General features: G+C 69.7%; 15 protein-coding genes and 3 CRISPR repeat arrays (1 of these 18 only partly in view). Of the genes, 13 read left to right on the forward strand and 2 right to left on the reverse strand.

Going from position 1 to position 23,333, the window contains the following annotated elements; all coding sequences use genetic code 11:
- Window positions 1-194: 194 nt before the first annotated feature.
- From ACZ6BB_RS37935 to ACZ6BB_RS37945, 3 genes are all read left to right on the forward strand, one after another.
- Window positions 195-3,623 carry an AAA domain-containing protein gene (locus ACZ6BB_RS37935; protein ID WP_471619667.1) on the forward strand — a complete coding sequence of 1,143 codons (3,429 nt, stop codon included), beginning with the start codon at window positions 195-197 and terminating at the stop codon, window positions 3,621-3,623.
- Window positions 3,610-5,019: a phospholipase D-like domain-containing protein gene (locus ACZ6BB_RS37940; protein WP_471619668.1), complete on the forward strand. Its 1,410-nt coding sequence runs from the start codon at window positions 3,610-3,612 to the stop codon at window positions 5,017-5,019. Before ACZ6BB_RS37935 ends, ACZ6BB_RS37940 begins: the two co-directional genes overlap by 14 nt.
- Before the next feature lie 114 nt (window positions 5,020-5,133).
- The gene (locus tag ACZ6BB_RS37945) at window positions 5,134-5,643 is read left to right on the forward strand and encodes a hypothetical protein (RefSeq protein ID WP_471619669.1); all 510 of its coding nucleotides are present in this window, start codon (window positions 5,134-5,136) and stop codon (window positions 5,641-5,643) included.
- Window positions 5,644-5,869: 226 nt separating this feature from the next.
- Window positions 5,870-7,362: direct repeats of the CRISPR family, unit length 29 nt; unit sequence GGGACCATCCCCGCGGGTGCGGGGAGCAC.
- Between the two features lie 427 nt (window positions 7,363-7,789).
- Here the strand turns inward: ACZ6BB_RS37945 and ACZ6BB_RS37950 are convergent.
- Window positions 7,790-8,440 (reverse strand): TetR/AcrR family transcriptional regulator, encoded by a 651-nt coding sequence (locus tag ACZ6BB_RS37950; RefSeq protein WP_471619670.1) that lies wholly within the window; start codon window positions 8,438-8,440, stop codon window positions 7,790-7,792.
- 62 nt (window positions 8,441-8,502) lie between these two features.
- Here ACZ6BB_RS37950 and ACZ6BB_RS37955 point away from each other — a divergent pair, with 62 nt between their 5' ends.
- Window positions 8,503-9,312: a 2OG-Fe(II)-dependent halogenase WelO5 family protein gene (locus tag ACZ6BB_RS37955; RefSeq protein ID WP_471619671.1), complete on the forward strand. Its 810-nt coding sequence runs from the start codon at window positions 8,503-8,505 to the stop codon at window positions 9,310-9,312.
- Between the two features lie 23 nt (window positions 9,313-9,335).
- Window positions 9,336-10,385 carry a threonine/serine dehydratase gene (locus ACZ6BB_RS37960; protein WP_471619672.1) on the forward strand — a complete coding sequence of 350 codons (1,050 nt, stop codon included), beginning with the start codon at window positions 9,336-9,338 and terminating at the stop codon, window positions 10,383-10,385.
- Between the two features lie 163 nt (window positions 10,386-10,548).
- On the opposite strand, the gene ACZ6BB_RS37965 is transcribed toward ACZ6BB_RS37960, so the two are convergent.
- Window positions 10,549-10,677 (reverse strand): hypothetical protein, encoded by a 129-nt coding sequence (locus tag ACZ6BB_RS37965; RefSeq protein ID WP_471619673.1) that lies wholly within the window; start codon window positions 10,675-10,677, stop codon window positions 10,549-10,551.
- A 136-nt stretch (window positions 10,678-10,813) separates the two neighbouring features.
- Window positions 10,814-12,488: a CRISPR direct-repeat array (repeat unit 29 nt; unit sequence GGGACCATCCCCGCGGGTGCGGGGAGCAC).
- A gap of 238 nt (window positions 12,489-12,726) precedes the next feature.
- Between ACZ6BB_RS37965 and cas3 the strand changes: the two genes are divergently transcribed.
- From cas3 to cas2e, 8 genes are all read left to right on the forward strand, one after another.
- Window positions 12,727-15,768: a CRISPR-associated helicase Cas3' gene (gene cas3, locus ACZ6BB_RS37970; protein WP_471619674.1), complete on the forward strand. Its 3,042-nt coding sequence runs from the start codon at window positions 12,727-12,729 to the stop codon at window positions 15,766-15,768.
- Between the two features lie 559 nt (window positions 15,769-16,327).
- Window positions 16,328-18,058 (forward strand): type I-E CRISPR-associated protein Cse1/CasA, encoded by a 1,731-nt coding sequence (casA, locus tag ACZ6BB_RS37975; RefSeq protein WP_471619675.1) that lies wholly within the window; start codon window positions 16,328-16,330, stop codon window positions 18,056-18,058.
- Window positions 18,055-18,759 carry a type I-E CRISPR-associated protein Cse2/CasB gene (gene casB / locus ACZ6BB_RS37980; RefSeq protein WP_471619676.1) on the forward strand — a complete coding sequence of 235 codons (705 nt, stop codon included), beginning with the start codon at window positions 18,055-18,057 and terminating at the stop codon, window positions 18,757-18,759. The genes casA and casB overlap by 4 nt, the downstream gene beginning before the upstream one ends.
- The gene (gene cas7e, locus ACZ6BB_RS37985) at window positions 18,756-19,970 is read left to right on the forward strand and encodes a type I-E CRISPR-associated protein Cas7/Cse4/CasC (RefSeq protein WP_471619677.1); all 1,215 of its coding nucleotides are present in this window, start codon (window positions 18,756-18,758) and stop codon (window positions 19,968-19,970) included. The genes casB and cas7e overlap by 4 nt, the downstream gene beginning before the upstream one ends.
- Window positions 19,967-20,704: a type I-E CRISPR-associated protein Cas5/CasD gene (cas5e, locus tag ACZ6BB_RS37990; RefSeq protein ID WP_471619678.1), complete on the forward strand. Its 738-nt coding sequence runs from the start codon at window positions 19,967-19,969 to the stop codon at window positions 20,702-20,704. Before cas7e ends, cas5e begins: the two co-directional genes overlap by 4 nt.
- Window positions 20,704-21,486: a type I-E CRISPR-associated protein Cas6/Cse3/CasE gene (gene cas6e, locus ACZ6BB_RS37995; RefSeq protein ID WP_471619679.1), complete on the forward strand. Its 783-nt coding sequence runs from the start codon at window positions 20,704-20,706 to the stop codon at window positions 21,484-21,486. Before cas5e ends, cas6e begins: the two co-directional genes overlap by 1 nt.
- Complete coding sequence (gene cas1e, locus ACZ6BB_RS38000; protein WP_471619680.1) at window positions 21,483-22,454, forward strand: type I-E CRISPR-associated endonuclease Cas1e; 972 nt, start codon at window positions 21,483-21,485, stop codon at window positions 22,452-22,454. Before cas6e ends, cas1e begins: the two co-directional genes overlap by 4 nt.
- Complete coding sequence (cas2e, locus tag ACZ6BB_RS38005; RefSeq protein WP_471619681.1) at window positions 22,451-22,801, forward strand: type I-E CRISPR-associated endoribonuclease Cas2e; 351 nt, start codon at window positions 22,451-22,453, stop codon at window positions 22,799-22,801. The genes cas1e and cas2e overlap by 4 nt, the downstream gene beginning before the upstream one ends.
- Window positions 22,802-22,893: 92 nt before the next feature.
- Window positions 22,894-23,333: direct repeats of the CRISPR family, unit length 29 nt; unit sequence GTGCTCCCCGCGCCCGCGGGGATGGTCCC (it continues 1,122 nt past the right edge of the window).

Genomic DNA, 23,333 nt, shown 5'->3' on the forward strand with positions numbered 1-23,333 from the left:
ATCGAGGGGCTCCCTCCACTCGCCCCTCGGTGCGCAGGCCGAGCGGCAGCGCGTGCCTGCACAAGCACCCCGAGAGGATCATTACTCGCCAAGTCCGAACTGTCCCAGGGCAAACTGCTGATTCGGGGGAAATGCGCTGGCAAGATGGCGACTTGGGTGGGCTGCGAGGCAGCCGGGGGAGCAAGGAGCAGTGTGTGGGGACGACGATCAACGGCCGGTTTCTGTTGCTCCTTCAGGAGGCCCGACCGGGAGGTTTGTCCGAGGTCCGCAAGGCTGTGGACATCAAGAGCGCCAGCGGTGACCACGTCGCTGTGAAGCTGCTTAAGCAGCGCGAGGACGACGCGATCACCCGGATCTTCCTGGAGCGGGAGACTTCGGCGCTCAAGGCTCTGAACCACCCGCACATCGTGCGAATGCTCGACTCGGGCTGGGATCACGAACTGGAGCGGTACTTCATCGCCCTGGAGTGGATCGACCGCAGCCTCAAGGACGAGATGGCAGACGGCCGCCCCCTTGACTGGCCGGCGTACTTCACGCGTATCGGCAGGCCGCTGGCTTCCGCACTCGCGTACGCCCACGAGAAGGAGATCGAGCACCGTGATCTGAAGCCGGGCAATGTCCTGCTGGCCGGTGACGGCACGGTCAAGCTCGCCGACTTTGGGATCGCCAAGATCCTTTCCAAGGCTGCGGCCGTGACCGACGAGACGGTGGCGGACTTCCGATCCGCCCTGTACGCGCCGCCCGAGCAGAGCGAGGCGATCCCGTACGTCCGTGACGTGTACGCCTACGCGGTCCTGGCCATTCAGGTTCTCTCCCGTGGCCAGGCTCGTGACTACCACGACCTGGCGACGGTCCTCGACGGTCTGGAACTGGACACCGAGATCCGCAACGTCCTCAGGGCCTGCATCGACTTCGACCCGAAGAAGCGGCCCGCCAACGCCAGCGTCCTGGAACACCGGCTCCTGGAGGCCGAGAAGGTTTGTGAGAACCGCGATGCCCGACAACGCAACGCGCTCTGGTTGAAGATGACCCGCCGTGCGGCCGAAAGTCTCAGTACCAGTCCGGCTGGGGAAGAGATCGACTGGGATGCGGCAAAGAGCGCGGTGCTGGCGGACATCTCCGGCACTGTGCACGTTGATTTCGGCTACAACGCACAGAGCGGTGAGGTCGACACGCGCACGGTGCGGGTGTTCGGCCAGAGCCTGTTCCTGCGCCTGGTCGGCGACGAGGACAACGACGACCGGTGCGCGATCGTCTCGGCGGAGGAACGGCCAGAGGAATGGATGGCCAAGCGTCGTGAATCCTCCCTCAAACTCGGACCTGTCCTGACGTGGACGTTCAACGACCCGGGCGAGGATCCCGCGTACGTCGGCCTCAACCTGCTGCTTGACAGCCTCCACGGAGAACTGGACGCGCGCGAAGCACAGGCTAAGGAGGGCAAGCGGCAGCAGCTCGGAGATCTCTTCGACGGTTGGCGCCGCGTGCTGGAAGCCCGCGAGGAGGCGGCGGCCAACGGGCGCCAGCCGATCCAGTACGAGCGGATGGAAGGCGGCGGCCGCACCCGGGTATTCCACCTGGCCGCGCCCGACACCACCGCGGAGATCGGCGAAGAGTGGTCGGTCGCCGAGTACCCCTACAGCCGACCCATCGACCGCGGCGAGATCACCAACCGCACCGATGACACGGTCGTGTTGCGGATGACGCGCCCCCAGGCCGTCCTACCCGCCCGGGGTGTGCTGCTGCCCTTCCTCGGGCCCAGCCAGAACGCGATCAACCGGCAGCGCGACGCGCTCACCGCCGTCGCCGCTGGCCAGACCGCCAACCCTGACCTGCGGCAGATCATCGAAAGCCCTAAGGCCCTTGAGGTCGGCCCGCCCGCCGAGGTCGCCACCTGGGTCCGCGCCGATCTCGACCAGAGCAAGCGAAACGTCGTCGCCCACGCCCTGGGCACCCAGGACTTGCTGCTTGTCGAGGGACCACCCGGTACCGGCAAGACCACCGTAATTGCGGAGATCGTCGAACAGACTCTCAGCCGGCAGCCCACCGCCCGCATCCTCATCGTCAGCCAGACCCACATCGCCATCGACAACGCCCTCAAGCGCCTTGAGGAAGCCGGTATCACCGAACTCGTACGCCTCGGTCGCGTCGACGATCCACGCGTGGCCGAAAGCGCCCAGCCGCTGTTGCTCGACCGGCAAGTCAAGAAGTGGACCCAGGGCGTTCGGATGCGGGCAGAACGGCATCTGGAAAAGGTGGCCGCCAAAAGCGGCCAGCAGCCCAGCCACCTCAAGGCGGCCTTGGTGCTGGAAGAACTCGCTGCCGTGGCCGCTGACCTCGCCCATGTGACGGCCCGCCTCGAAAAGCTGGCGAACCAGCCTGTGCCTGAGCGAACTACCTCCGCCAGGGAGCTGGGCGAAGAAGTCGTCACTGCCCGGGCACGTCGAGAACAGCTCCTCGACCAGCGGGCTGAGCTGTTCGCCGAAGTGCAGACCATGCTCGACGGCGAACTCACCCTGCGCGAGGACATGAGTGCCGCTGACGCCCGTGATGTCGTCGAGGTGCTCATCGGCCCCGCCGGGACTGGCCGGGAACTGATGCACCTGCTGCGTCTGCAGGGTGAGTGGCTGCAGCGCATCGGCACCGACCAGAATCTGATCGCCGGATTCCTGCGCACCCGGCGCGTCATCGGCGGGACAGCGCTCGGCTTCCTCGGCCACCCCGCAGCCCGGGATCTCGAATTCGACCTGTGCATCTTCGACGAGGCGTCCAAGGCGACCGCGACCGAGGCGTTGGTGCCGATGGCCCGGGCCAAGCGGTGGGTGCTGGTCGGTGACACCAACCAACTACCTCCCATCGACGAGGACCTGCTGCGCGACGAAAAGATCATGACCGATCACCAGCTCATCCCCGAACTGGTGAAGACCACTCTGTTCCAATACCTCGCCGACTCCACCAAAGCACCCGTCAAGCACCTGCTGCGCGAGCAGTACCGGATGACCCCGGCGATCGGCAACATGATCAGCAGCTGCTTCTACGACAACAAGCTCATCTCGCCGAACGACCACGTCCTCCCCGGCTACAGCACGGTCAACAAACCAGTCCTCTGGCTGGACACCAGCGCCCTGCCAAATCGCCGCGAGGATGAGCAGTCCGCCACCCAGACCAGCATCTCCAACCGTCTCGAGGGCCAGCTCGCGATGCGACGCCTGGAAGTCATCGACCGAGCCATCGACAAGGGGGTGATCAAGACGCCCGACGGCAAGCGCCTCGATGTCCTGCTGATCGCCCCCTATGGCCGGCAGGTCGAAGAACTGACCAAGCGTCTGGCCTCCCTGCGACTCAAGCACATCGCTCCCGAAGTGCTCTCCGTCGACGCGGTACAGGGCCGCGAATGCGATCTCGTCGTGTTCTCCGTGACCCGCAGCAACGTCAGCGGCCGCTTCGGATTCCTCGGCCAGCCCTACTGGCGTCGCATCAACGTCGCACTCTCCCGCGCCCGCTACGGCCTGATCATCGTCGGCGATGCCGGCTTCTGCCGCAGCAAGCCCGGAGCCCTGCGCACCGTCCTCGACTACATGAGCGGCCACCCGGAAGACTGCGAGATCCGCAATGCCTACCTCTAGCACCGCCTTCGGCGACGACAGCCTCCTGGCCGTCCGCTTCCACAACGCCCGTCCCGGACTCGAACTCATCCAGATCGTCGATGCCGCACTGCCCGTCGCCCGGATCACCGCCGAAGTCCTCGCCCAGGACAGCAAAGACCTCCCTCTCATGGAGGAATTCGTACTGCGGCTCGTCGAGCACAACGTGACCAGCGCGCGCGGCATCTCCGGTCTGCTCGGCCTGCCCGAAAACATGGTCGACCAGACCGTCGCCGTGCTGTTCGGCTCGGACGACCTCAAGTGGGCCCGCCCGACCGCCGCAGAAGCTGCCCGGCCCCCCGGCCTTCGGCTCACAGACAAAGGCCACCTCACCGCTCAGAAGGCCGCCGCGGTAGCGCCCGTACGGGTCAACCAGGCCCTCGTCTACGACCAGATGCTGTGGAAAGTAGCCCCCTACGACCGCCGCACCACCATCCCGCGCGGGCAGGCCGAGGAAGGCGGAGTGATCATGCTGCCCGCCGCGCGGTCCGGGCCCGTCAACGACGGTGACATCACCGCAGCCGAGATCACCGCTCTGCTCCGGGAGAACGGCAACGACAAGCGCGAAGTCCTCCAGGTGAAAGGCATCTCCCAGGCCCCGGCCCGCCGTGTCCTGCCGGTCAAACTGCTGGTGTACGCCGACGCGGAGCGCACCGACGTCGAAATCGGCGTCGTCGTCGACGGCGAAGTCAGCCAGGCCCACGAACTCGCCCTCATCGGCCACGGCGGCGCCAAGGCCCTCGGCATCACAGTCGCGCCGCCCCCCGCACGCCCCCTCCTGGACCCCGACCTTGAAAAGGCCCGCGTACCGCTGCATGAGGTCACCCAGCACCGTGCTGAGCAGGCCGCCTTCCAACTCGGCGCCCAGGCCCCCACACCCGGTCCGCCAGCAGCCCAGCAGCCACAGGCAGACGAGATCCGCGCCATCGGTGTCTTCGAGCACCCGGACGTGCTCAACGACGCCCTCACCAACGCCCGCCGCCGACTTCTAATCATCTCGCCGTGGATCAAGAAAGCGATCATCACCACCGACTTCCTGAGCAAACTCGAACGGCGCGTCAAACAGGGCGTCAAGGTGGACATCGCCTACGGCTACGAGGAGAACGACACCAAGACCGACCCGGCAGCCGTCCAGAGGCTCACCAACCTCGCCGACCGCTACAAGGACAAGTTCAGTTTCACGCGCCTCAAGAGCTCCCATGCCAAGGTCCTCGTCTACGACGATGTCTGGGTGACCACTTCCTTCAACTGGCTCTCCTTCAAAGGCGACCCCCAACGCACCTACCGAATGGAAGAGGGAAGCCTCGTCCGCAACCGCCAGCACGCGGACACCCAATACGCCCGCTACCTTGATCTGATCGCTGAACAGCGCCGATAGCTGGCACTGGGGCGAGAGCCTCGCGCAAGGGGGGATCGCGGCTCGCGGCTCGTCTGTGCGCAGCTGCCGCACGGCGGACTTCGACTTCGTAAACTGCTTGTGTAGTGGCCTGAGATGCTGGCGACGGTGATCGCCGAGCGGATCGGCTGCGACCGCGGTCTGACCGTCATCAACGACCGGGTCAGGGACCTGCGGTCGGCCTATCGGCATACGGATCCGGCCCCGCGGACGGTCTATGAGCCGGGGGAGATGTGGTTCCCGTCGGCCGACATCCCGCTCGGCTTCGGTCAGGTCGGACGGCCGCCGGTGCTTGTCATGGGCGCGGGCTACTCGCGGTGGATCACCGCCCGGATGCCGGTCGACCAGACGGCCCACGACGTGCCGGGCGTCGATGTCCTGCCACGTGACGGTCATCAGGTCGCGGTCGTCCGTCTCGACGGCGTCCGCCCGTCGCCGCCGCAGTGTCCAATTGGGGACATCAACGAGGGCCAGGCCCGGGCCGTACCTCCTCGTCGCGAGAGGCGAGAACGCGAAGTGGCAGCCCGACACCACGTGCCCGGAGGACACCCCCGTGATCCCCCAGCGTCCGCTCTCGGCCGCCGAAAAGCCCGACGCCGACGATAACGGCGTTGGGGAACAACGGAACAGTGGAACCTCTACCGGGCCGGGACCATCCCCGCGGGCGCGGGGAGCACGACCGAGTGGAGAAGATCTCCGCGCCCTCGTCGGGACCATCCCCGCGGGTGCGGGGAGCAGCACCCCGACCACGCGCGCCGCGTACGTGCGATGGGGGCCCTCCCCGCTCGCGCGGGGAGCAGTGGCTGGCCTGTCTGAGGGGCAGCGGCAGCGGGGGACCATACCCGCGAATGCGGGGAGCAGGCGGCACGTGCCATCCGGGCGAGCGTGTCCAGGGGACCATACCCGCGGGTGCGGGGAGCAGCGGCACGGCGAGCGTGGTGAGGTACAGGGCGTGGGGCCATCCCCGCGGGTGCGGGGAGCAGCGGTCCGCGAGGAAGGTCATCGTCTGCGTGTCAGGACCATCCCCGCGGGTGCGGGGAGCAGCGCCTAGGGCAGCCTGGGACAGATCCCAGCCGGGGACCATCCCCGCGGGTGCGGGGAGCAGAGAGAGTGACGCCACTAAAACACTCGAACCGAGGGACCATCCCCGCGGGTGCGGGGAGCACACCGAGGACCACGCCGCCACCCCGGGCGGCCAGGGACCATCCCCGCGGGTGCGGGGAGCACCTCGGATCTGTAGACGATTCGGCTCGACTGTGGGGACCATCCCCGCGGGTGCGGGGAGCACGCACGGTCTTGGTTGCCGCTTGTGTGGGTGGTGGGACCATCCCCGCGGGTGCGGGGAGCACAGGGTCATCCCTACCCCGAAGATCTTCCTGCAGGGACCATCCCCGCGGGTGCGGGGAGCACACGCCGTACCGCTCCTGCGTGGCGAACAGCTCGGGACCATCCCCGCGGGTGCGGGGAGCACGGTGTCACGTCGGTCGCGAAGGTGGCGGTGGCGGGACCATCCCCGCGGGTGCGGGGAGCACGGATGGGTGATCTTCTTGGTGAACGCCTTGACGGGACCATCCCCGCGGGTGCGGGGAGCACTTGTCCCAGTTTTGGCCAATATCCTGCGTGTAGGGACCATCCCCGCGGGTGCGGGGAGCACGGAGCGGGGGCACAGGCAGGTGGGGCAGGCGGGGGACCATCCCCGCGGGTGCGGGGAGCACATGGTGCCGATCTCGGGGTCACCATCGGTCGTGGGACCATCCCCGCGGGTGCGGGGAGCACATCGGGTCGGTGGGCTGCGGCGGCGGGGGCCCGGGACCATCCCCGCGGGTGCGGGGAGCACCGCTGGCAGATGTGGCGGGCGTCGCGGTAGGTGGGACCATCCCCGCGGGTGCGGGGAGCACGGCACGAACGCCGGGGAGATCGTGTCGAGGGTGGGACCATCCCCGCGGGTGCGGGGAGCACACCCCGGCCAGGGTGGTGTCCCGGGTGCGGACGGGACCATCCCCGCGGGTGCGGGGAGCACCTTTCGCGCTTCGGCGACATACTCCGCGTCCCGGGACCATCCCCGCGGGTGCGGGGAGCACCGGCACCCGCCCACGCTTGCGGTTTCATGATCGGGACCATCCCCGCGGGTGCGGGGAGCACCCCTAGCGCGATCGAATCGAAGCCTGCCGTGTGGGACCATCCCCGCGGGTGCGGGGAGCACGTCGAGTAGCAGTAGGCGCACGCGGTCATGTGGGGACCATCCCCGCGGGTGCGGGGAGCACCCGTCGCACACGACCGAAGAACGTCACGTGACGGGACCATCCCCGCGGGTGCGGGGAGCACACTCGGCGACCTGCAGTTTCACAACCGCCGGGTGTCATTCAACGGTACTTTCACCGATTCCGTCATTCCGCCCACCGAGTTGCAAACCGCAAGAAACTGGTTTCCCGTTCCGGACTGACCACACATCGTAGCGGTGACCAGCGACGCTCAAGTCGTGGTGCCTATAGGGCGCTTGCATCGGGTGGGCGGATCGTTTCACGATGCTGCGGCCACCAGGACTGCGGCCAGGGCGTCCACGACGTCGGCCGAGCAACCGCCGGATTCGACGGAGCCGCGCCCGCGCACCGGCTCACCGCGCCACAGGGACGGCAGGACGAGGCCATGCAGGGCCAGGGTTCCCGCAGGCGGGTGGTGGCGGCCTCCCTGCGAACCTGTGAATCGTCCGGAGCGGCGGGGGATACAGGCATGGTCGTTCGTTCCTTGTGAGCTAGGCACCGGGCCGGGCGGGGTCGGCGGCGGCGATGAGCTGTCGGAGCGCCCCGAAGTAGACGTCGTGGTCGACAACGGCGGACAGGGCATCGGCGAGGTTCCCGGTCAGGGCCGGGAACTGATCGGGGTCGAGTGCGGCCAGCGCCTGCCGAGTGGTTGCCTGCGCGGCTTTGGGGTCCCGGTGGTCGACGAAGGATGCGCTGCCCAGGGTGAGCAGGTACATCCGCCGGTAGGTGGTGATTGCCTTCAGGGCGGTCATGCCGGCCGCGAGGGAGTCGGCGAGCTGTGGTTCCACGAGGCGTTTGAGCAGTTGGGGGCCGAGCCAGGGGCGGCTGCCCCGTAGGACGACGAGGCCCGGGTGAGCCGTCAGCAGCCCGTAAAGGGCGGTGAACCGTGTCTCGGTGGCCGTGGCCCACGGGGTGCCGGGGGCGATCTCGGGCAGCTCGGCGGCGAGGTGGTCGGTTACCAGGTCGAGGAGTCCGGCCAGGTCCGTACAGCGCCGCTGGAGCGAGGCCACTGAGATGTCCAGTGCGGCGGCCAGGGTTCGGAAGCTCAGCTTGTCGGGGCCATCCCTGTCGACGATCAACAGGGCTTGCTCGGCGATGTGTTGGGGGGTGGCGAGGTCTAGGGAGGCGGATTGCCTAGGCATACGGGTCAGCGTACGGTACAGCGTATCGTCACGGTAGGTTCCCATCTCCTCACGGAGGCGACATGACCGGCACCACCACGGCCCTAGACCCCCTCTTCACCAACGTCACCACCGCAGCTTTCACCGACCGGCACTTAGCCACCCTGGCGGCCGGCACCCTGGCGGCGGTCCGCGTCCCCGACTTCCTCGATCCCGCCGCCTGCGCAGCCGCGATGGGCGCGGTCACCCGGCTGCCCACCACCGACTACAACCCCACGCGCGTACCGACCCCGATTCTGCGGTTCGGCCCGGCCCTGAACGACTACCGGACCCCATCCGGCGAACTGGACGCCGGACGGTACTGGTCCGACGCGGACGCCGCCCGGGCGGCCTGGCAGCGGGCCGGAATGCGCCCCGACCCCATCGCGATCTCGCTCGCCCGTCTCGGCACCGCATGGGGTGCGGCCATCGCCCCCGCCACGATCAACGGCCGCCCTGTCTTCGGCGGCACCCTGCGCGAGATCAACACCGGAGCGCTCGTCCACTACGACGACATCAACCGGGAGTTCCCGCAAGGACTGTTCGACCAGGACACCGTCTGTCAGCTCGCCTTCAACGTGTGGGTCGCCGTCCCCCAAACCGGCGGACGCACGACAGTGTGGCGCCACCGGTGGGAGCCGGCCGACGAACAGCACCGCGACGCGTACGGCTATCGACCCCAGGCCGTCGAGCACTGCCAGCACGTCAGCGTGATCCCGCGGCTCGGCGACGCCCTGCTGTTCAACCCCGCCAACTTCCACGCCGTCGAGCCAACCCCCCAGGGCGAACGGCGAATCGCGTTCGCGTTCTTCCTCGCCCTGACCACCACCGGCCAGCTCATCGCTTGGTCATAACCCACAACCCCAGGAGAAGCACCATGCGCCTCATGTACGGCGAAGTCAAAGCCGCTCGCGACCGAATCGATGGGCGCACCCGCCCGGTCACCCTCGCGCGGGTCGATCCCGGAGCGATCCGCACCGCACACCCCGACCCCCTCGACAAGGACCCCGACCAGCCCTGTCGGGTCTGGCTTGCCCTGGAGTACATGCAGCACACCGGCAGCTTCAAAGCCCGGGGGGCGCTGAATTTCCTCCAAGCCCACCAGGACGCCGGCACCCTCCCCACGGCAGGGGTGACCATCGCGTCCGGCGGCAACGCCGGCCTCGCCTGCGCGTGGGCCGCCCAGCAGCAAGGCGTAAGGGCCACGGTATTCCTGCCCCAGACCGCCCCGCCGGTGAAGGTGGCCAAGCTACGCGGCTACGGCGCTGATGTGCGCCTGGCCGGCACCGAATACGCCGAGGCACTCGCCGCCTGCCAGGAGTTCGCGTCCACTACCGGCGCACTCGCCTCGCACGCCTACGACCACCATCTGATCGCCGCCGGAGCCGGAACACTGATGGAGGAGATCCGCACCCACCTCCCCGACGTCGACACCGTCGTGGTCGCCGTCGGCGGCGGCGGACTGTTCACTGGTGTGGCCACCGCCGCGCAGTACCACGGCATCCGCACCGTCGCCGTCGAGCCAGAGAACTGCCGTGCGCTGAACGCCGCACTCGAGGCCGGCGAACCGGTCGACGTCACCGTGGACTCGATCGCCGCCGACTCGCTCGGCGCCCGCCGTACCTCGACCATGGCCCTCCACGCCGCCCAGCACGACTGCGCGCACTCCGTACTGGTGACGGACGCGGCGATCGTCAGCGCCCGCCAGGCGCTGTGGGACCACCGCCGGATCGCCGTCGAGCACGGAGCCGCCACCGCCCTGGCCGCCCTGCTCGGCCCGGACCAGCACACCGCCCACCGGGGCAAACCGACACCCCCCGAGCAGCCGAGCAGCAGCTACCGGCCCGGCAGCGGCGAAAAGGTCGTCGTCGTCCTCTGCGGAGCCAACACCGACCCGTCCGATCTCGTACAGGCCGACCCGAACTGAAGTTTCCGGGACACGGCCGTGCCCCGCCAGGCCCCCCACATGGGGAACCGGGCGGGCACCGCCGTGTCCGGGAAGCTCGTGGCCGACTGGACCGCTCGTACGGTTCGGGCATGACCCGCCCCGCCCCGCTCACCTCCAGCAGTCCGCCCAGATGATCACAGCACTACTGCACGGTCGGCTGCTGGACGAGGCCGCCGCGGAACTGCGACTCGACCTGGGCCGCCGTGTGGGCGGCGGCCCGCACGGACACCCGTCTCCTGGTCACGCTCGCGAGCGCGGGTGCGGGGAGCACTCCAGGCGCTTCTGCCGAAGGGCGGCCGGCGCCCGGCCGTGCCGGCCGGGATGACCGACGCCGTCCGCACTGCATACCTGGTCGGCCGGTCCATCGCCGCTCTGGCCCGAGTACTGCACGGACGTTGGCCCGGGGTGGGACCATCCCCGCGGGTGCGGGGAGGACCGCAGGGAGCGCGGGACCCTGAAACCCAGGTAGGGACCATCCCCGCAGGTGCGGGGAGCACTCTGCGACCCAGCCGTAGAAGCCGCTCATGACGGGACCATCCCCGCGGGTGCGGGGAGCACCCCGACCGCGCGGACTTCGCGAAGAAGTCGGCGGGACCATCCCCGCGGGTGCGGGGAGCACCAGGAGCTCCAGCATGTCGTTCGGCATGTCGGGGGACCATCCCCGCGGGTGCGGGGAGCACGCCGCCCGGGCCATCCGCGCGAGGGTGCCCAGGAGACCATCCCCGCGGGTGCGGGGAGCACCTCCGGCACGAGCGGCCCTGGTGCCGGGTCTGGGGACCATCCCCGCGGGTGCGGGGAGCACCACACCGTGCCGGACGGGTCGGTGTACTCGTGGGGACCATCCCCGCGGGTGCGGGGAGCACTCGCAGGTGACTTGCGAACTGACGGTGTACGGGGGACCATCCCCGCGGGTGCGGGGAGCACCCGGCGGTCTGGAGAACGACGCGCACGGACATGGGACCATCCCCGCGGGTGCGGGGAGCACCAGGGCCGCGAGGACCTCGCGCACGACGCGCAGGGACCATCCCCGCGGGTGCGGGGAGCACACGGTCACCCGGATCCAGCTCCGGGCACGTCCGGGACCATCCCCGCGGGTGCGGGGAGCACGCGGGCCTCGGGCAGAGCGAGGGGTTCGCGACGGGACCATCCCCGCGGGTGCGGGGAGCACTCAGGCGAGATCGAATGTCCATCTTGAGGGGAGGACCATCCCCGCGGGTGCGGGGAGCACGTATTCGGGCAGGTGGTGAGGAAGCATGCTGCGGGACCATCCCCGCGGGTGCGGGGAGCACTGATGTTCGGGGTTGGGTTCCCCCGGCGCCGGGGGACCATCCCCGCGGGTGCGGGGAGCACGTGAGCATCGCGTTGGTGGCTTCGATGAAGAAGGGACCATCCCCGCGGGTGCGGGGAGCACTTCCACCCGAAGGACGACGCGATCGTCATCGAGGGACCATCCCCGCGGGTGCGGGGAGCACCTGATCGGGCCGGTCTGCGACGCCCGCTCACTGGGACCATCCCCGCGGGTGCGGGGAGCACCACTTCGCCTCGGTGGCCCAGGCTCGGACCGTGGGACCATCCCCGCGGGTGCGGGGAGCACGTCCGGGCCGCCTGCTCGGGGATGATCCGGTGGGGACCATCCCCGCGGGTGCGGGGAGCACGAGGAACTGCCCGGCCTGATCTCCGACGGCGAGGGACCATCCCCGCGGGTGCGGGGAGCACAGGGGAAGATCGCCAGCCCTGTCCGCTACGTGGGGACCATCCCCGCGGGTGCGGGGAGCACGAGCGAGTTCATGGGCGTGGATCTCAAGGACGGGGACCATCCCCGCGGGTGCGGGGAGCACGCCCGGAAGAAGTCGGACACGGTCAGGGTGAAGGGACCATCCCCGCGGGTGCGGGGAGCACGGCGGTGACGGACTCGCCCTCGGGGATGCCGAGGGACCATCCCCGCGGGTGCGGGGAGCACGGCGCCTGGCCCCGGCGGAGCTCGCGCCGCTCGGGACCATCCCCGCGGGTGCGGGGAGCACGCCGGATCATCACCACTCGTCGTCGGGGTGCGGGGACCATCCCCGCGGGTGCGGGGAGCACACTCGGCGACCTGCGGCTTTACCGCTGCAGGATGTGGTTCGACGGTACTTTCACTGATTCCGGCATTCCGTCCAAACGATTGCAAACCGTCATGCTGTCGATCTTCTGCCGAGAGGCAATCAGACATCGTATGTCGGCAGGCCTGGCGGTACCCCCTGCTGAGCAGGTTTTGCCCGTGATCGTGTTCGGTTTCTTGAACGAGGCGTTGTGCGGGGTTGTCTGACTGTATGTATCTGGCATGGCGTGTGACGGGGAGTGTGGGTCTGGGTTGGGGGGTCGGCTTGCGGGTCCGGTGCGGTCGGTGTGGGCGAAGCATGACCGGGATGGTGGGGGTTGGCTGCCGTTGTGGCGGCACATGGAGGACAGTGCTGCGGTAGCGGGCTTGTTGTGGGACCGGTGGCTGCCCGCGAATGTACGGGCGCTGATCTCTGGGGTGTTGCCGGACGGCGAGACCGATGGGCGACGTCTGGCGGTGTGGCTGGCGGGGGTGCATGACGTCGGTAAGGCGACGCCGGCGTTCGCGTGTCAGGTGGACCAGCTCGCCGATGTCATGCGCGGCCAGTGTCTGGAGATGAGGACACGGCGGCAGTTCGGTCCTGACCGGCGGCTGGCTCCGCATGGCCTGGCCGGGCAGGTGCTGCTGGCGCAGTGGCTGGAGGAGCGGCACGGCTGGACGGGGCGGCAGTCGGGGCAGTTCGCGGTGGTCGTGGGAGGCCATCACGGTGTGCCCCCGGACCATGGGCAGCTCAAGGCTTTGGAGGACCGCCCTCATCTGTTGCGTACGCCCGGGCCGAGTCGCGGGTTGTGGCAGCGGGTGCAGGAGGAGTTGCTGAAGGCGTGTGCCGAGGAGTTCGGTGTCGCGGGCCGGCTCGACTCCTGGCGGGCGGTGAAGCTGCCGCAGCCGGTTCAGGTGCTGTTGTCGGCGTTGGTGATCGTCGCTGACTGGATCGCCAGTAACCCTGACCTGTTCCCGTATTTTCCGCAGGCGGCCGGTCATACGGGTGCCGAGCGGGTGGCAGCCGCGTGGCGTGGGCTGGACTTGCCCGAGCCGTGGCGGGCTGTGGAGCCGCCTGCGGATGTAGGGGAGTTGTTCGGTACTCGGTTCGATTTGCCGCCTGGGGCTGTGGTGCGGCCGGTGCAGGAGGCGGCGGTGCGGCTGGCGCGGGGGATGTCTGTGCCGGGGTTGCTGGTGATCGAGGCGCCGATGGGGGAGGGGAAGACGGAGGCCGCGCTGGCTGCGGCCGAGGTGCTGGCCGCCCGGTCGGGTGCGGGCGGGGTGTTTTTCGCGCTGCCGACCATGGCTACGGGCAATGCGATGTTCCCGCGGTTGCTGGACTGGCTGAAGCGGCTGCCCGCCAGGGAGGGGATGCGGCTGTCGGCTCTGCTGGCGCATTCCAAGGCGGCGCTCAACGACGAGTACGCGGATCTGATGCGCCGGAGCGCCCAGCGGATCATGGCCGTCGAGGTGGATGAGGAAGAGTGCTCTTGGCGGCCTACGGAGGACCGGCGGGCCGCGTCGGCTGAACTGGTGGCGCATGCGTGGTTGCGGGGCCGGAAGAAGGCGATGCTGTCGTCGTTCGTCGTGGGTACGGTCGATCAGCTGCTGTTCGCAGGGCTGAAGAGCCGGCATCTGGCCCTGCGGCACCTGGCGGTCGCGGGCAAGGTCGTGGTGATCGACGAGGCGCATGCCTATGACACGTACATGAGTGCCTATCTGGACCGTGTGCTGTCGTGGCTGGGGGCGTACCGGGTACCGGTGGTGGTGTTGTCGGCGACGCTGCCGGCCGGACGCAGGCGGCAGATGGCCGAAGCCTATGCGGGCACCGGGGCCGAGGCTGACGGCGAAGGGTTCGATGCGGTGGGGCGGGCTGCTGCCTACCCGCTGCTGACCGCAGTTCCGCCGGGCGGGACTCCGGTCGTGGAGTCGCCTCGGGCTGCGGCTCGCGGCGTCGAGGTGTGTCTGGAACGCCTCGACGACGACTTCGGTGTCCTCGCAGGCCGGTTGGCCGTCGAGCTGGCGGGCGGCGGGTGCGCGCTGGTGGTCCGCAACACGGTCAGCCGGGTGCTGGAAACGGCGCGGGTCTTGCGTGAACGGTTCGGCGAGGACGCCGTCACGGTGGCCCATTCCTGTTTCATCGACGTGGACCGGGCGGCCAACGATGCCGGGCTGCTGGCCCGGTTCGGGCCGCCGGGCAAGAGCGAGGGGCGCCCGCCGGGGCCTCACATCGTGGTGGCCAGTCAGGTCGCGGAGCAGTCTCTGGACGTCGACTTCGACCTGCTGGTCAGCGATCTGTGTCCGGTGGACTTGTTGCTGCAGCGCATGGGGCGCCTGCACCGGCACGCCCGGGGCGCAGGCCAGACGGAGCGGCCGGCGCGGCTGCGCGCGGCGCGGTGTCTGGTGACCGGTGTGGACTGGACGGGTCAGGTGCCGCGGCCGGCGCGGGGGTCGGTTGCCGTGTACGGGGCGCATGGTCTGCTGCGGTCGGCGGCTGTTCTGCTGGAGCATCTGGAGGGATCGGGCTGTCCGGTCCGGCTTCCGCAGGACATCAGCCCGCTGGTGCAGGCCGCGTACGGGGAAGGGCAGGTGGGCCCGGAGACCTGGGCCGCTGCGCTGGGGGAGGCCCAGGTGCAGTTCGACGAACACCGGGCCGATCAGAGCGAGCGTGCCTCAGTGTTCCGCCTCGGTGATGTCGGGCGGCCGGGAAGGCCGCTGTTCGGCTGGGTCGCTGCTGGTGTGGGGGACGCCGACGATAGCCGGGTCGGGCGGGCCCAGGTCCGGGACAGCCGGGAGGCTCTGGAGGTCGTCGTTGTGCAGCGGCGTGACGACGGGAGCCTGGTCACCCTGCCGTGGCTCGAGGCCGACCGGAAGGGCAGGCAGCGCGGAGGACTGGAGCTGCCGCAGGACCAGCCGCCTGCGCCCTTCGTCGGCCGTGTGGCGGCGAGTTGCGGACTGCGGCTGCCCCTGCAGTTCTCCTACGCCGCGACCATGGACCGGGCCATCGAGGAACTGGAGCAGCTGTACATACCGGCCTGGCAGGGCAGTCCGTGGCTCGCCGGCCAGCTGATTCTCGCTCTCGATGAGGATTGTCAGACCCAGCTGGCAGGCTTCTCACTCCGCTACAGCTCGAGCGACGGGCTTGAGGTGACGCGGGGTAGCACGGAGAAACGGCAGCGGCATGGCGCGGCCGGGCGAGGGATCCCCGCAGAGGCGGGGAGCAGTGAAGTACCAAAACCGGTACGCCCCTCAGACTGGGGCCATCCCCATGGGAATGGGGAGTAGTGATCACATCGTACGGCTCGGGTTCTCCTGCCTGGGTGCATGCGTACAGCGGTGGCGAAGATGCGGTCTCAGAGCTCTTTCGATGGCTGACGACTGCCTGTGGCCCCCTCTGCCCAGCGCACCAGCGGGTAGCCGGCTACGGCAGAGATTGCACTCGCGAGCGCTGTAGCGACACCCCATCTGGAAGCGTCGTCAGGGCCTGCCAACGGCAGCCAGCGGCCTAGCAAGAGACCTAACCAGAAGGTGCCGACCACGGCGCCGATGACGAGGATCCAGCGGATCCAATTCTTCAACTCTCTTCTCCCCTTAGACTGTTGCATCACAGATGGACGCACTCTAGAGGATCCGAGGCTCATGGAGCACCCGTTAGCACAAACCCCAGAGTCAGCCCAGGTCAGACAGCGGTTCAAAGGCCCATGCCCTAGACCGCCTGACCCTCATGAGGGACAGTCACCGGCTCATCGCCTAGCCGGTCCATCGCTTCCGGAACGGGATTGTCAGACCCGTCTGGCAGGCTTCCAACTCCGTTACAGCCCTTCAGACGGACTTGAGGTGACGCGTGCCTGACGCCAGTGGGAGCCGTACAGACGGCTTATTGTCGTTCGACCTGACACGGCGGCCGTGGATCCCGGTCCTGTACGGCGACGGCCGCACGGACGAGTTGTCCCTGACCGAGGTGTTCGCGCAGGCCGCCGGCGTGCGGCGGATCGTGGGCGATGTGCCGACCCAGGAGTTCGCCCTGCTGCGGCTGCTTCTCGCGATCGTCCACGACGCCCTGGACGGGCCGGAGGACCTCGACGGCTGGTCGCAGCTGTGGGCGGACGGCGACTGCTTCGCACCGGTCGCTGCGTACCTCGATGAGCAGCGTGGGCGGTTCGACCTTCTGCATCCGACTGCCCCGTTCTTCCAGGTGGCCGGTCTGCGGACGGCCCGCGACGAGGTGTTCTCGCTCAACCGGATCGTCGCGGACGTCCCCAACGGAGAGCCTTTCTTCACCTCCCGCATGCCGTTCGTCGAGCGGCTCGGCTTCGCGGAGGCCGCCCGCTGGGTGGTTCACGCGCACGCCTACGACACCTCGGGGATCAAGACCGGCGCCGTCGGCGACGAGCGTGCCAGGAGCGGCAAGGTGTACCCGCTCGGGGTGGGCTGGGCCGGCACGCTGGGCGGGGTCTTCGCCGAGGGGGACACGCTGCGCGAGACGCTGCTGCTCAACCTGGTTGCCGCGGACACCGCCGGGCTGCGTGTGGACGGTGAGGACCGGCCGGCCTGGCGGCGTGAGCCGTGCACGGCCGCTGCCGCGGCAGGGCGGCGCCCTTCCGGGGTGCGGGACTTGTACACGTGGCAGACGCGGCGGATGCGCCTGCACTTCGACGAGGCCGGTGTCCATGGGGTTGTCCTCGGCTACGGTGACCCGCTCACGGCGCACAATCTGCACACGCGTGAGCCGATGACCGCGTGGCGGCGCAGCAAGGCCCAGGAGAAGAAGCGCGGCGAAGCCTTGGTCTATCTGCCGCGGGAGCATGACCCGTCGCGGGCGGTGTGGCGGGGGCTGGCCTCGCTGATCGCCGAGAGGCAGGTGGCCGGTCAGGGCGGTGAGGCGGCCGCGGTGCTGCGCCCGGGGATCTTGGAGTGGGTGGCCCGGCTGGTGACGGAAGGAGAGCTGCCCCGCGGCTTCCTGATCCGTACGCGGGTGGTTGGCGCGGTCTACGGCACCCAGCAGTCTGTGATCGATGAGATCGTCGATGACCAGCTGTCCATGGCGGTGGTGCTGCTGCACCGCCAGGACCGCAGTTACGCCCTGCAGGCGATCGACGCGGTGGGGGACGCGGAGCACGCGGTCACCGCTCTGGGGGACTTGGCCACCGATCTGGCGCGGGCCGCGGGAGCGGAAACGGAGGGCGCCCGGGCCAGGGCCCGCGAGCGCGGCTTTGACGCGCTGGATGACCCGTACCGGATCTGGCTGCGCGCGCTGGCCGATGCGGCGGACCCCGACGAGCAGCGCACACTCTGGCGGCGCCAGGTCCACCGTCTCGTCGGCCGTCTCGGTGACCGGCTGCTGGACGAGGCCGCAGATGCTGCGTGGGAGGGCCGGATCGTGTCCACGGCCAAGGGCGCCGTGTGGTGCAACTCCGCGTACGTCGAGAAGTGGTTCCGCTACCGGCTGGGACAGGCACTGGGTGTCGCGGACGTCTCCGGCGCTGGGACGGACGAGAAGCAGCCGCCCGTCGCCGGCTCGGCCGGCGACGCTGAAGCCGATGCGGGCCTGTTCGCAGAAAGGGCGTACTCGTGAGCACCGCCACCTTCGTCTTGCTCCCGGAACGGATCCGGGAGATCACTGCGGAGCAGATTCGTGACCTGCAGCGGGGATATCTGGCCGACCAGCCGCGTGCGGTGGCGGCACTGGCGCGGCTGCGCCGCGGCGCCGGCAAGGAGATCCAGCAGGTCCCGGACCTGTGGGGTCTGATCGACACCGGCCCTCTGCACACCCCGGTCACGGAGGGCGGGCGGCCCCCGCGTGAGGAGGACCTGACGCGTGCCGAGGACGCCGTCCACGTGGCGGTGACCCTGTGGGCACTGCATCAGCAGTCACGTCGAACCGGCATGCACCAGCGCCACCGCACCGAGACGCCCGCCGGGCTCGGCGGCGCCGTCCGTCGTCTCATGCCGGCGGGCGACATCGACGAGACCATCCTCAAACGCCTCGTACGCGCCGGACACGCTCCCGATCTTCCCGCGCTCGCCGTGCGGCTGCGGGAGATCGTGCTGCTGCTGCGCCGCGAGGACATCGCACTCGATTACGCCCTGCTCGCCGAGCAGCTCTACCGGTGGCAGCAGCCCGGCGGCCGGGACACGGTGCGCCGGGCGTGGGCCCGGTCCTTCCAGGCCCACCGTCCGCCCCACACCTCTTCCGCCGAAGCCGGCGCCCCGGTCGCGCCGGCACCCGGCGCGACTGTTTCTTCCGCTTCCGCCACGACCAAGGACGCTTCGTGAACCGCATCTTCCTCGACGTGCACGCCCTGCAGACCGTGCCGCCCAGCAACATCAACCGGGACGACACCGGAGCCCCGAAGTCGGCCGTCTACGGCGGGGTTCCCCGGGCCCGGGTCTCCAGCCAGGCGTGGAAGCGTGTCACCCGCGAGTACTTCCGCAACGAGCAGCTCCTCGACCCGAGTGAACTGGGTGTGCGGACGAAGAAGGTCGCCGAACTCCTCGCCGCCCGCATCACGGGCCTCGATCCGTCGGTCGAGGACGCTGAGGCGCTGCGGCTGGCGGCTGAGGTGATCGAGACGGCCACCGGATCGAAGATCCAGGCGCCGGAGCGCAAGACACGCAAGGCGAAGACGGAGGCCGGGGGGCAGGAGGAGAAGGAGGCGGCGCCGGAGTCGAAGTACCTGATGTTCCTCAGCTCCCGCCAGCTCGACGGTCTCGCCGCGCTCGCCGTGGAGGGCGCCGCCGACATCACCGCCTACCTGAAGGACAAGGCCAACAAGGCGCGGGCCAAGGAGATCGCCGACACCCGCCACTCCGTGGACATCGCCCTGTTCGGGCGGATGGTCGCCGACTCCGCGGACTTCAACGTCGATGCCGCCACACAGGTGGCCCACGCGATCAGCGTGCACCGGGTGGACAACGAATCCGACTACTACACGGCCGTCGACGACGAGAACACCGACGCCGAGACCGGCGCGGGCATGATCGGAACGGTCGACTTCAACTCGGCCACCCTCTACCGCTACGCCGCCCTCAGCGTGCACCAGCTCGCCGCCAACCTCGGCGAAGGACTGCGCGAGGACGAGCCGCTCACCACTCCCGTACGGCGCGCCGTGGAGGCGTTCGTGCACGCCTTCGTCGCCTCACTGCCCAAAGGCAAGGTCAACACGTTCGGGCACCACACCCTGCCCGACGCCGTCGTCGTCAAGCTCCGCACGACCCGGCCCATCAGCTTCGTCGCCGCGTTCGAGGAACCGGTGACCGCCGAGGCGGGCGGAGGGCATCTGCGGGAGGCATCCGCCCGCCTGGCCGAGTACATCCCCGAGGTCGAACGTGCCTACGGCGACGAGCAGTCCACCGTAACCTGGATCCTGCGCGTGGGAGCCGCCACCGACAAGCTCGCCGGCCTCGGCGAGCAGACGCCCAGCCTGTCCGCGCTCGTCACCGCGGTCGGCCAGGCGGTGGCCGAGCGCATGGACAAGCCCGCATGAGCGTGCTGACCCTGCGGCTGGCAGGCCCCCTGCAAGCATGGGGGGCCTCGGCCCGGTTCGCCCGCCGCACCACCGAGTCCGCCCCGACCAAGAGCGGCGTGATCGGCATGCTCGCCGCCGCCCAGGGCCTGGACCGCGGTGACGACACGGGCCTGGCCCGCCTCGCAGCGCTCCGCTTCGCCGTCCGTATCGACCAGCCCGGCACGAGGGTGCGTGACTTCCAGACCGCCCACCACGCGGACACCGGCAAGCCGATGCCCCTGTCGGAGCGGTACTACCTCGCCGACGCCGTCTTCGTCGCCGCCGTCGAGGGCACAGACGACCTGCTCGACGAGATCGGCGCCGCCCTCAACCGCCCCGCCCATCCCCCCTACCTCGGCCGCCGCTCCTGCCCGCCGGCCCACCCCATCCGCCTCAGCCTGCACCGCGCAGCCCAGCTCACCGAGGCACTCACGGCGGAGCCCTGGCAGGCCGCCGCCTGGTACCGGCGACAGCGCCGCCGCGAGGCCACAGTGTCCCTGACCGTGCTGCGCGAGGCCCGCCCCGACGAAGCGGATGCGGACCTGCTGCGCGACCAGCCCCTCAGCTTCGCCGCCGACCACCGCCGCCACGCCCTGCGCCCCGTGGTCACCACGACCGTGCAGACACCGAACCCCAGCGCGACGACCGCCCCCGCGACCAGGGCCGTACCCGCGCACGACCCGTTCGCCGCTCTGGAGGAAGAGAGCGCCTGATGTATCTGTCCCGCTTCCGCATCAACACCGCCCGCCCCGGCGCCCGGCGCCTGCTCTCCTCCCCCCAGTCCCTGCACGCCGCCGTCATGGCGTCCTTCCCCCACCTGCTGCCCACCCAAGCCGACACGGCAGCGACCGCAGGGCCGCGGGTGCTGTGGCGCCTGGACCGCAACGCGGCCGCCGAAGTCTTCCTGTACGTGGTCAGCCCCGACCAGCCCGACATGACCCACCTCGTCGAACAGGCCGGCTGGCCCGCCGCCGCAGCAGCCGACCCGGCCAACCCCGGCTGGCAGACACGTCCCTACGCCCCGTTCCTCGACCGGCTCACCCCCGGAACCCGCTGGGCATTCCGGCTCACCGCCAACCCGGTGCACCACATCCGCCGCAAGGACGACGAACCCACCAAACGCACCGCCCACATCACCCCCGTCCACCAGATGTCCTGGCTCCTGGAACGGCAAGAACGCTGCGGCTTCCGCATCTGCGAAAAACCCGACAGCAAACGACTGCTGCCCGGCGGCACCACCCACAAGAAAGCCCCGCACCACGGCGACCGCTACGAACTCCTCGTCCGCGACCAGCGCAACCTGTCCTTCGCCAAACCCCGCAGCAGCACAGCGGGCCGACGGCCGGTCACCCTGCTCGCCGTCACCTTCGACGGCCGCCTCGAGGTCACCGACCCCGACCTCCTGCGCCGCACCCTCCTCCAGGGCCTGGGCAAGGCCAAGGCGTACGGCTGCGGGTTGCTGACCCTCGCCCCCGCAGGTGACCAAGCCAGGTGACGACCGTCGGCAAGCGCACCGCGCTCACCCCCCGGCACCTCACCCGCACCAGCGAGCGCCTGTCCTTCATCTACCTCGAACGCTGCACCGTCCACCGCGACGCCAACGCCATCACCGCCGAGGACGCGGACGGCACCACCCACATCCCGTCCGCCACCATCGGCACCCTCCTGCTCGGCCCCGGCACCCGCATCACCCACCAGGCAATGAGCGTCCTCGGCGAAACAGGGGCAGCCGTCGCCTGGGTCGGCGAACACGGCGTGCGCTACTACGCCGGCGGCCGCGCACTGACCCGCTCCTCAGCCCTCGCCGAAGCCCAGGCCCTGAAATGGGCCAACCCCCGCAGCCGCCTCGCCGTCGCACGCGCCATGTACCGGATGCGCTTCCCCGACGAGGACCCCGCCGGCCTCACCCGCCAGGGGCTCCTCGGCAGTGAAGGCCGCCGTGTCAAGGACTGCTACCGCGAACACGCCGCCCGCACCGGCATCCCCTGGAAGGGCCGGAAGTACACCCCCGGCGACTTCTCCAGCGGTGACCCCGTCAACCAGGCCGTCACCGCCGCCGCACAATGCATGTACGGCATCGCCCACGCCGTGGTCGCATCCCTCGGCTGCAGCCCCGCCCTCGGCTTCGTCCACTCAGGCCACGAACTCTCCTTCGTCCTGGACATCGCCGACCTCTACAAGACCGAGATCGGCATCCCCCTCGCCTTCGACATCGCGGCAGAGGACGAACAAGACGTCGGCCCCCGAACACGCCGCGCTCTGCGCGACCACATCAACGCAACATCCCTCCTCGACCGCTGCGTCGACGACATCAAAACCCTCCTCCTGCCCGACGCCACGGACACCACTTCCCACACCGCCGAAGAAGTGGACCGCGTCACCCTCCAAACCGACCGCGGCCACCAGGTCGCCTCAGGCCGCAACTACGCCGACCCCGGCAGCGAGGAAGCGGTGCTCTGGTGACTGTCATCGTCCTGACCAACTGCCCGCCCGGACTCCGGGGATTCCTCACCCGCTGGCTCCTGGAGATCTCGGCGGGCGTCTTCATCGGCAACCCGTCAGCCCGTATCCGCGACGCCCTCTGGGACGAAGTCCGGCAATACGCAGGACAAGGCCGCGCTCTACTCGCCCACACCACCAACAACGAACAAGGCTTCACCTTCCTCACCCACGACCACGCCTGGCATCCAGTCGACCACGAGGGCCTGACCCTCATCCGCCGCCCCAACCCGAACGCCAGGACCACCCACACCACCCCTAAACAAGGCTGGAGCAAGGCCGCCAGACGCCGCCGATTCACGAGAGAATGAAATAAGGAATGCCGGTTAAAGGGCAAAAGTCGGAATCCATGAAAGTGCTGAAAAACGTGGGCCGCCGAGCCTAAACGAGCAGGTCATGGAGTGTGCTCCCCGCGCCCGCGGGGATGGTCCCGACGCTCCGCGCCGTGCCTCGTGCATCAGCTGGTGCTCCCCGCGCCCGCGGGGATGGTCCCTCACCGTGCAGGAAGCCGTGCTCTCCTACGTGGTGCTCCCCGCGCCCGCGGGGATGGTCCCTCGATGACGATCGCGTCGTCCCGGCAGTGGAAGTGCTCCCCGCGCCCGCGGGGATGGTCCCCAGACGATCCTGCGGGGCGGGAATCAGACCCGGTGCTCCCCGCGCCCGCGGGGATGGTCCCCGGGGCGCGCGCCCGGGCCAGTTCGGCGGGGGGTGCTCCCCGCGCCCGCGGGGATGGTCCCTCGTCCTCCCCGTCGCCCAGGTTGAGCATGGCGTGCTCCCCGCGCCCGCGGGGATGGTCCCTCGGTGCGGACGTCCAGCGGTCCGGTCGTGGGGTGCTCCCCGCGC

Source organism: Streptomyces sp. NPDC041108 (assembly GCF_055592645.1).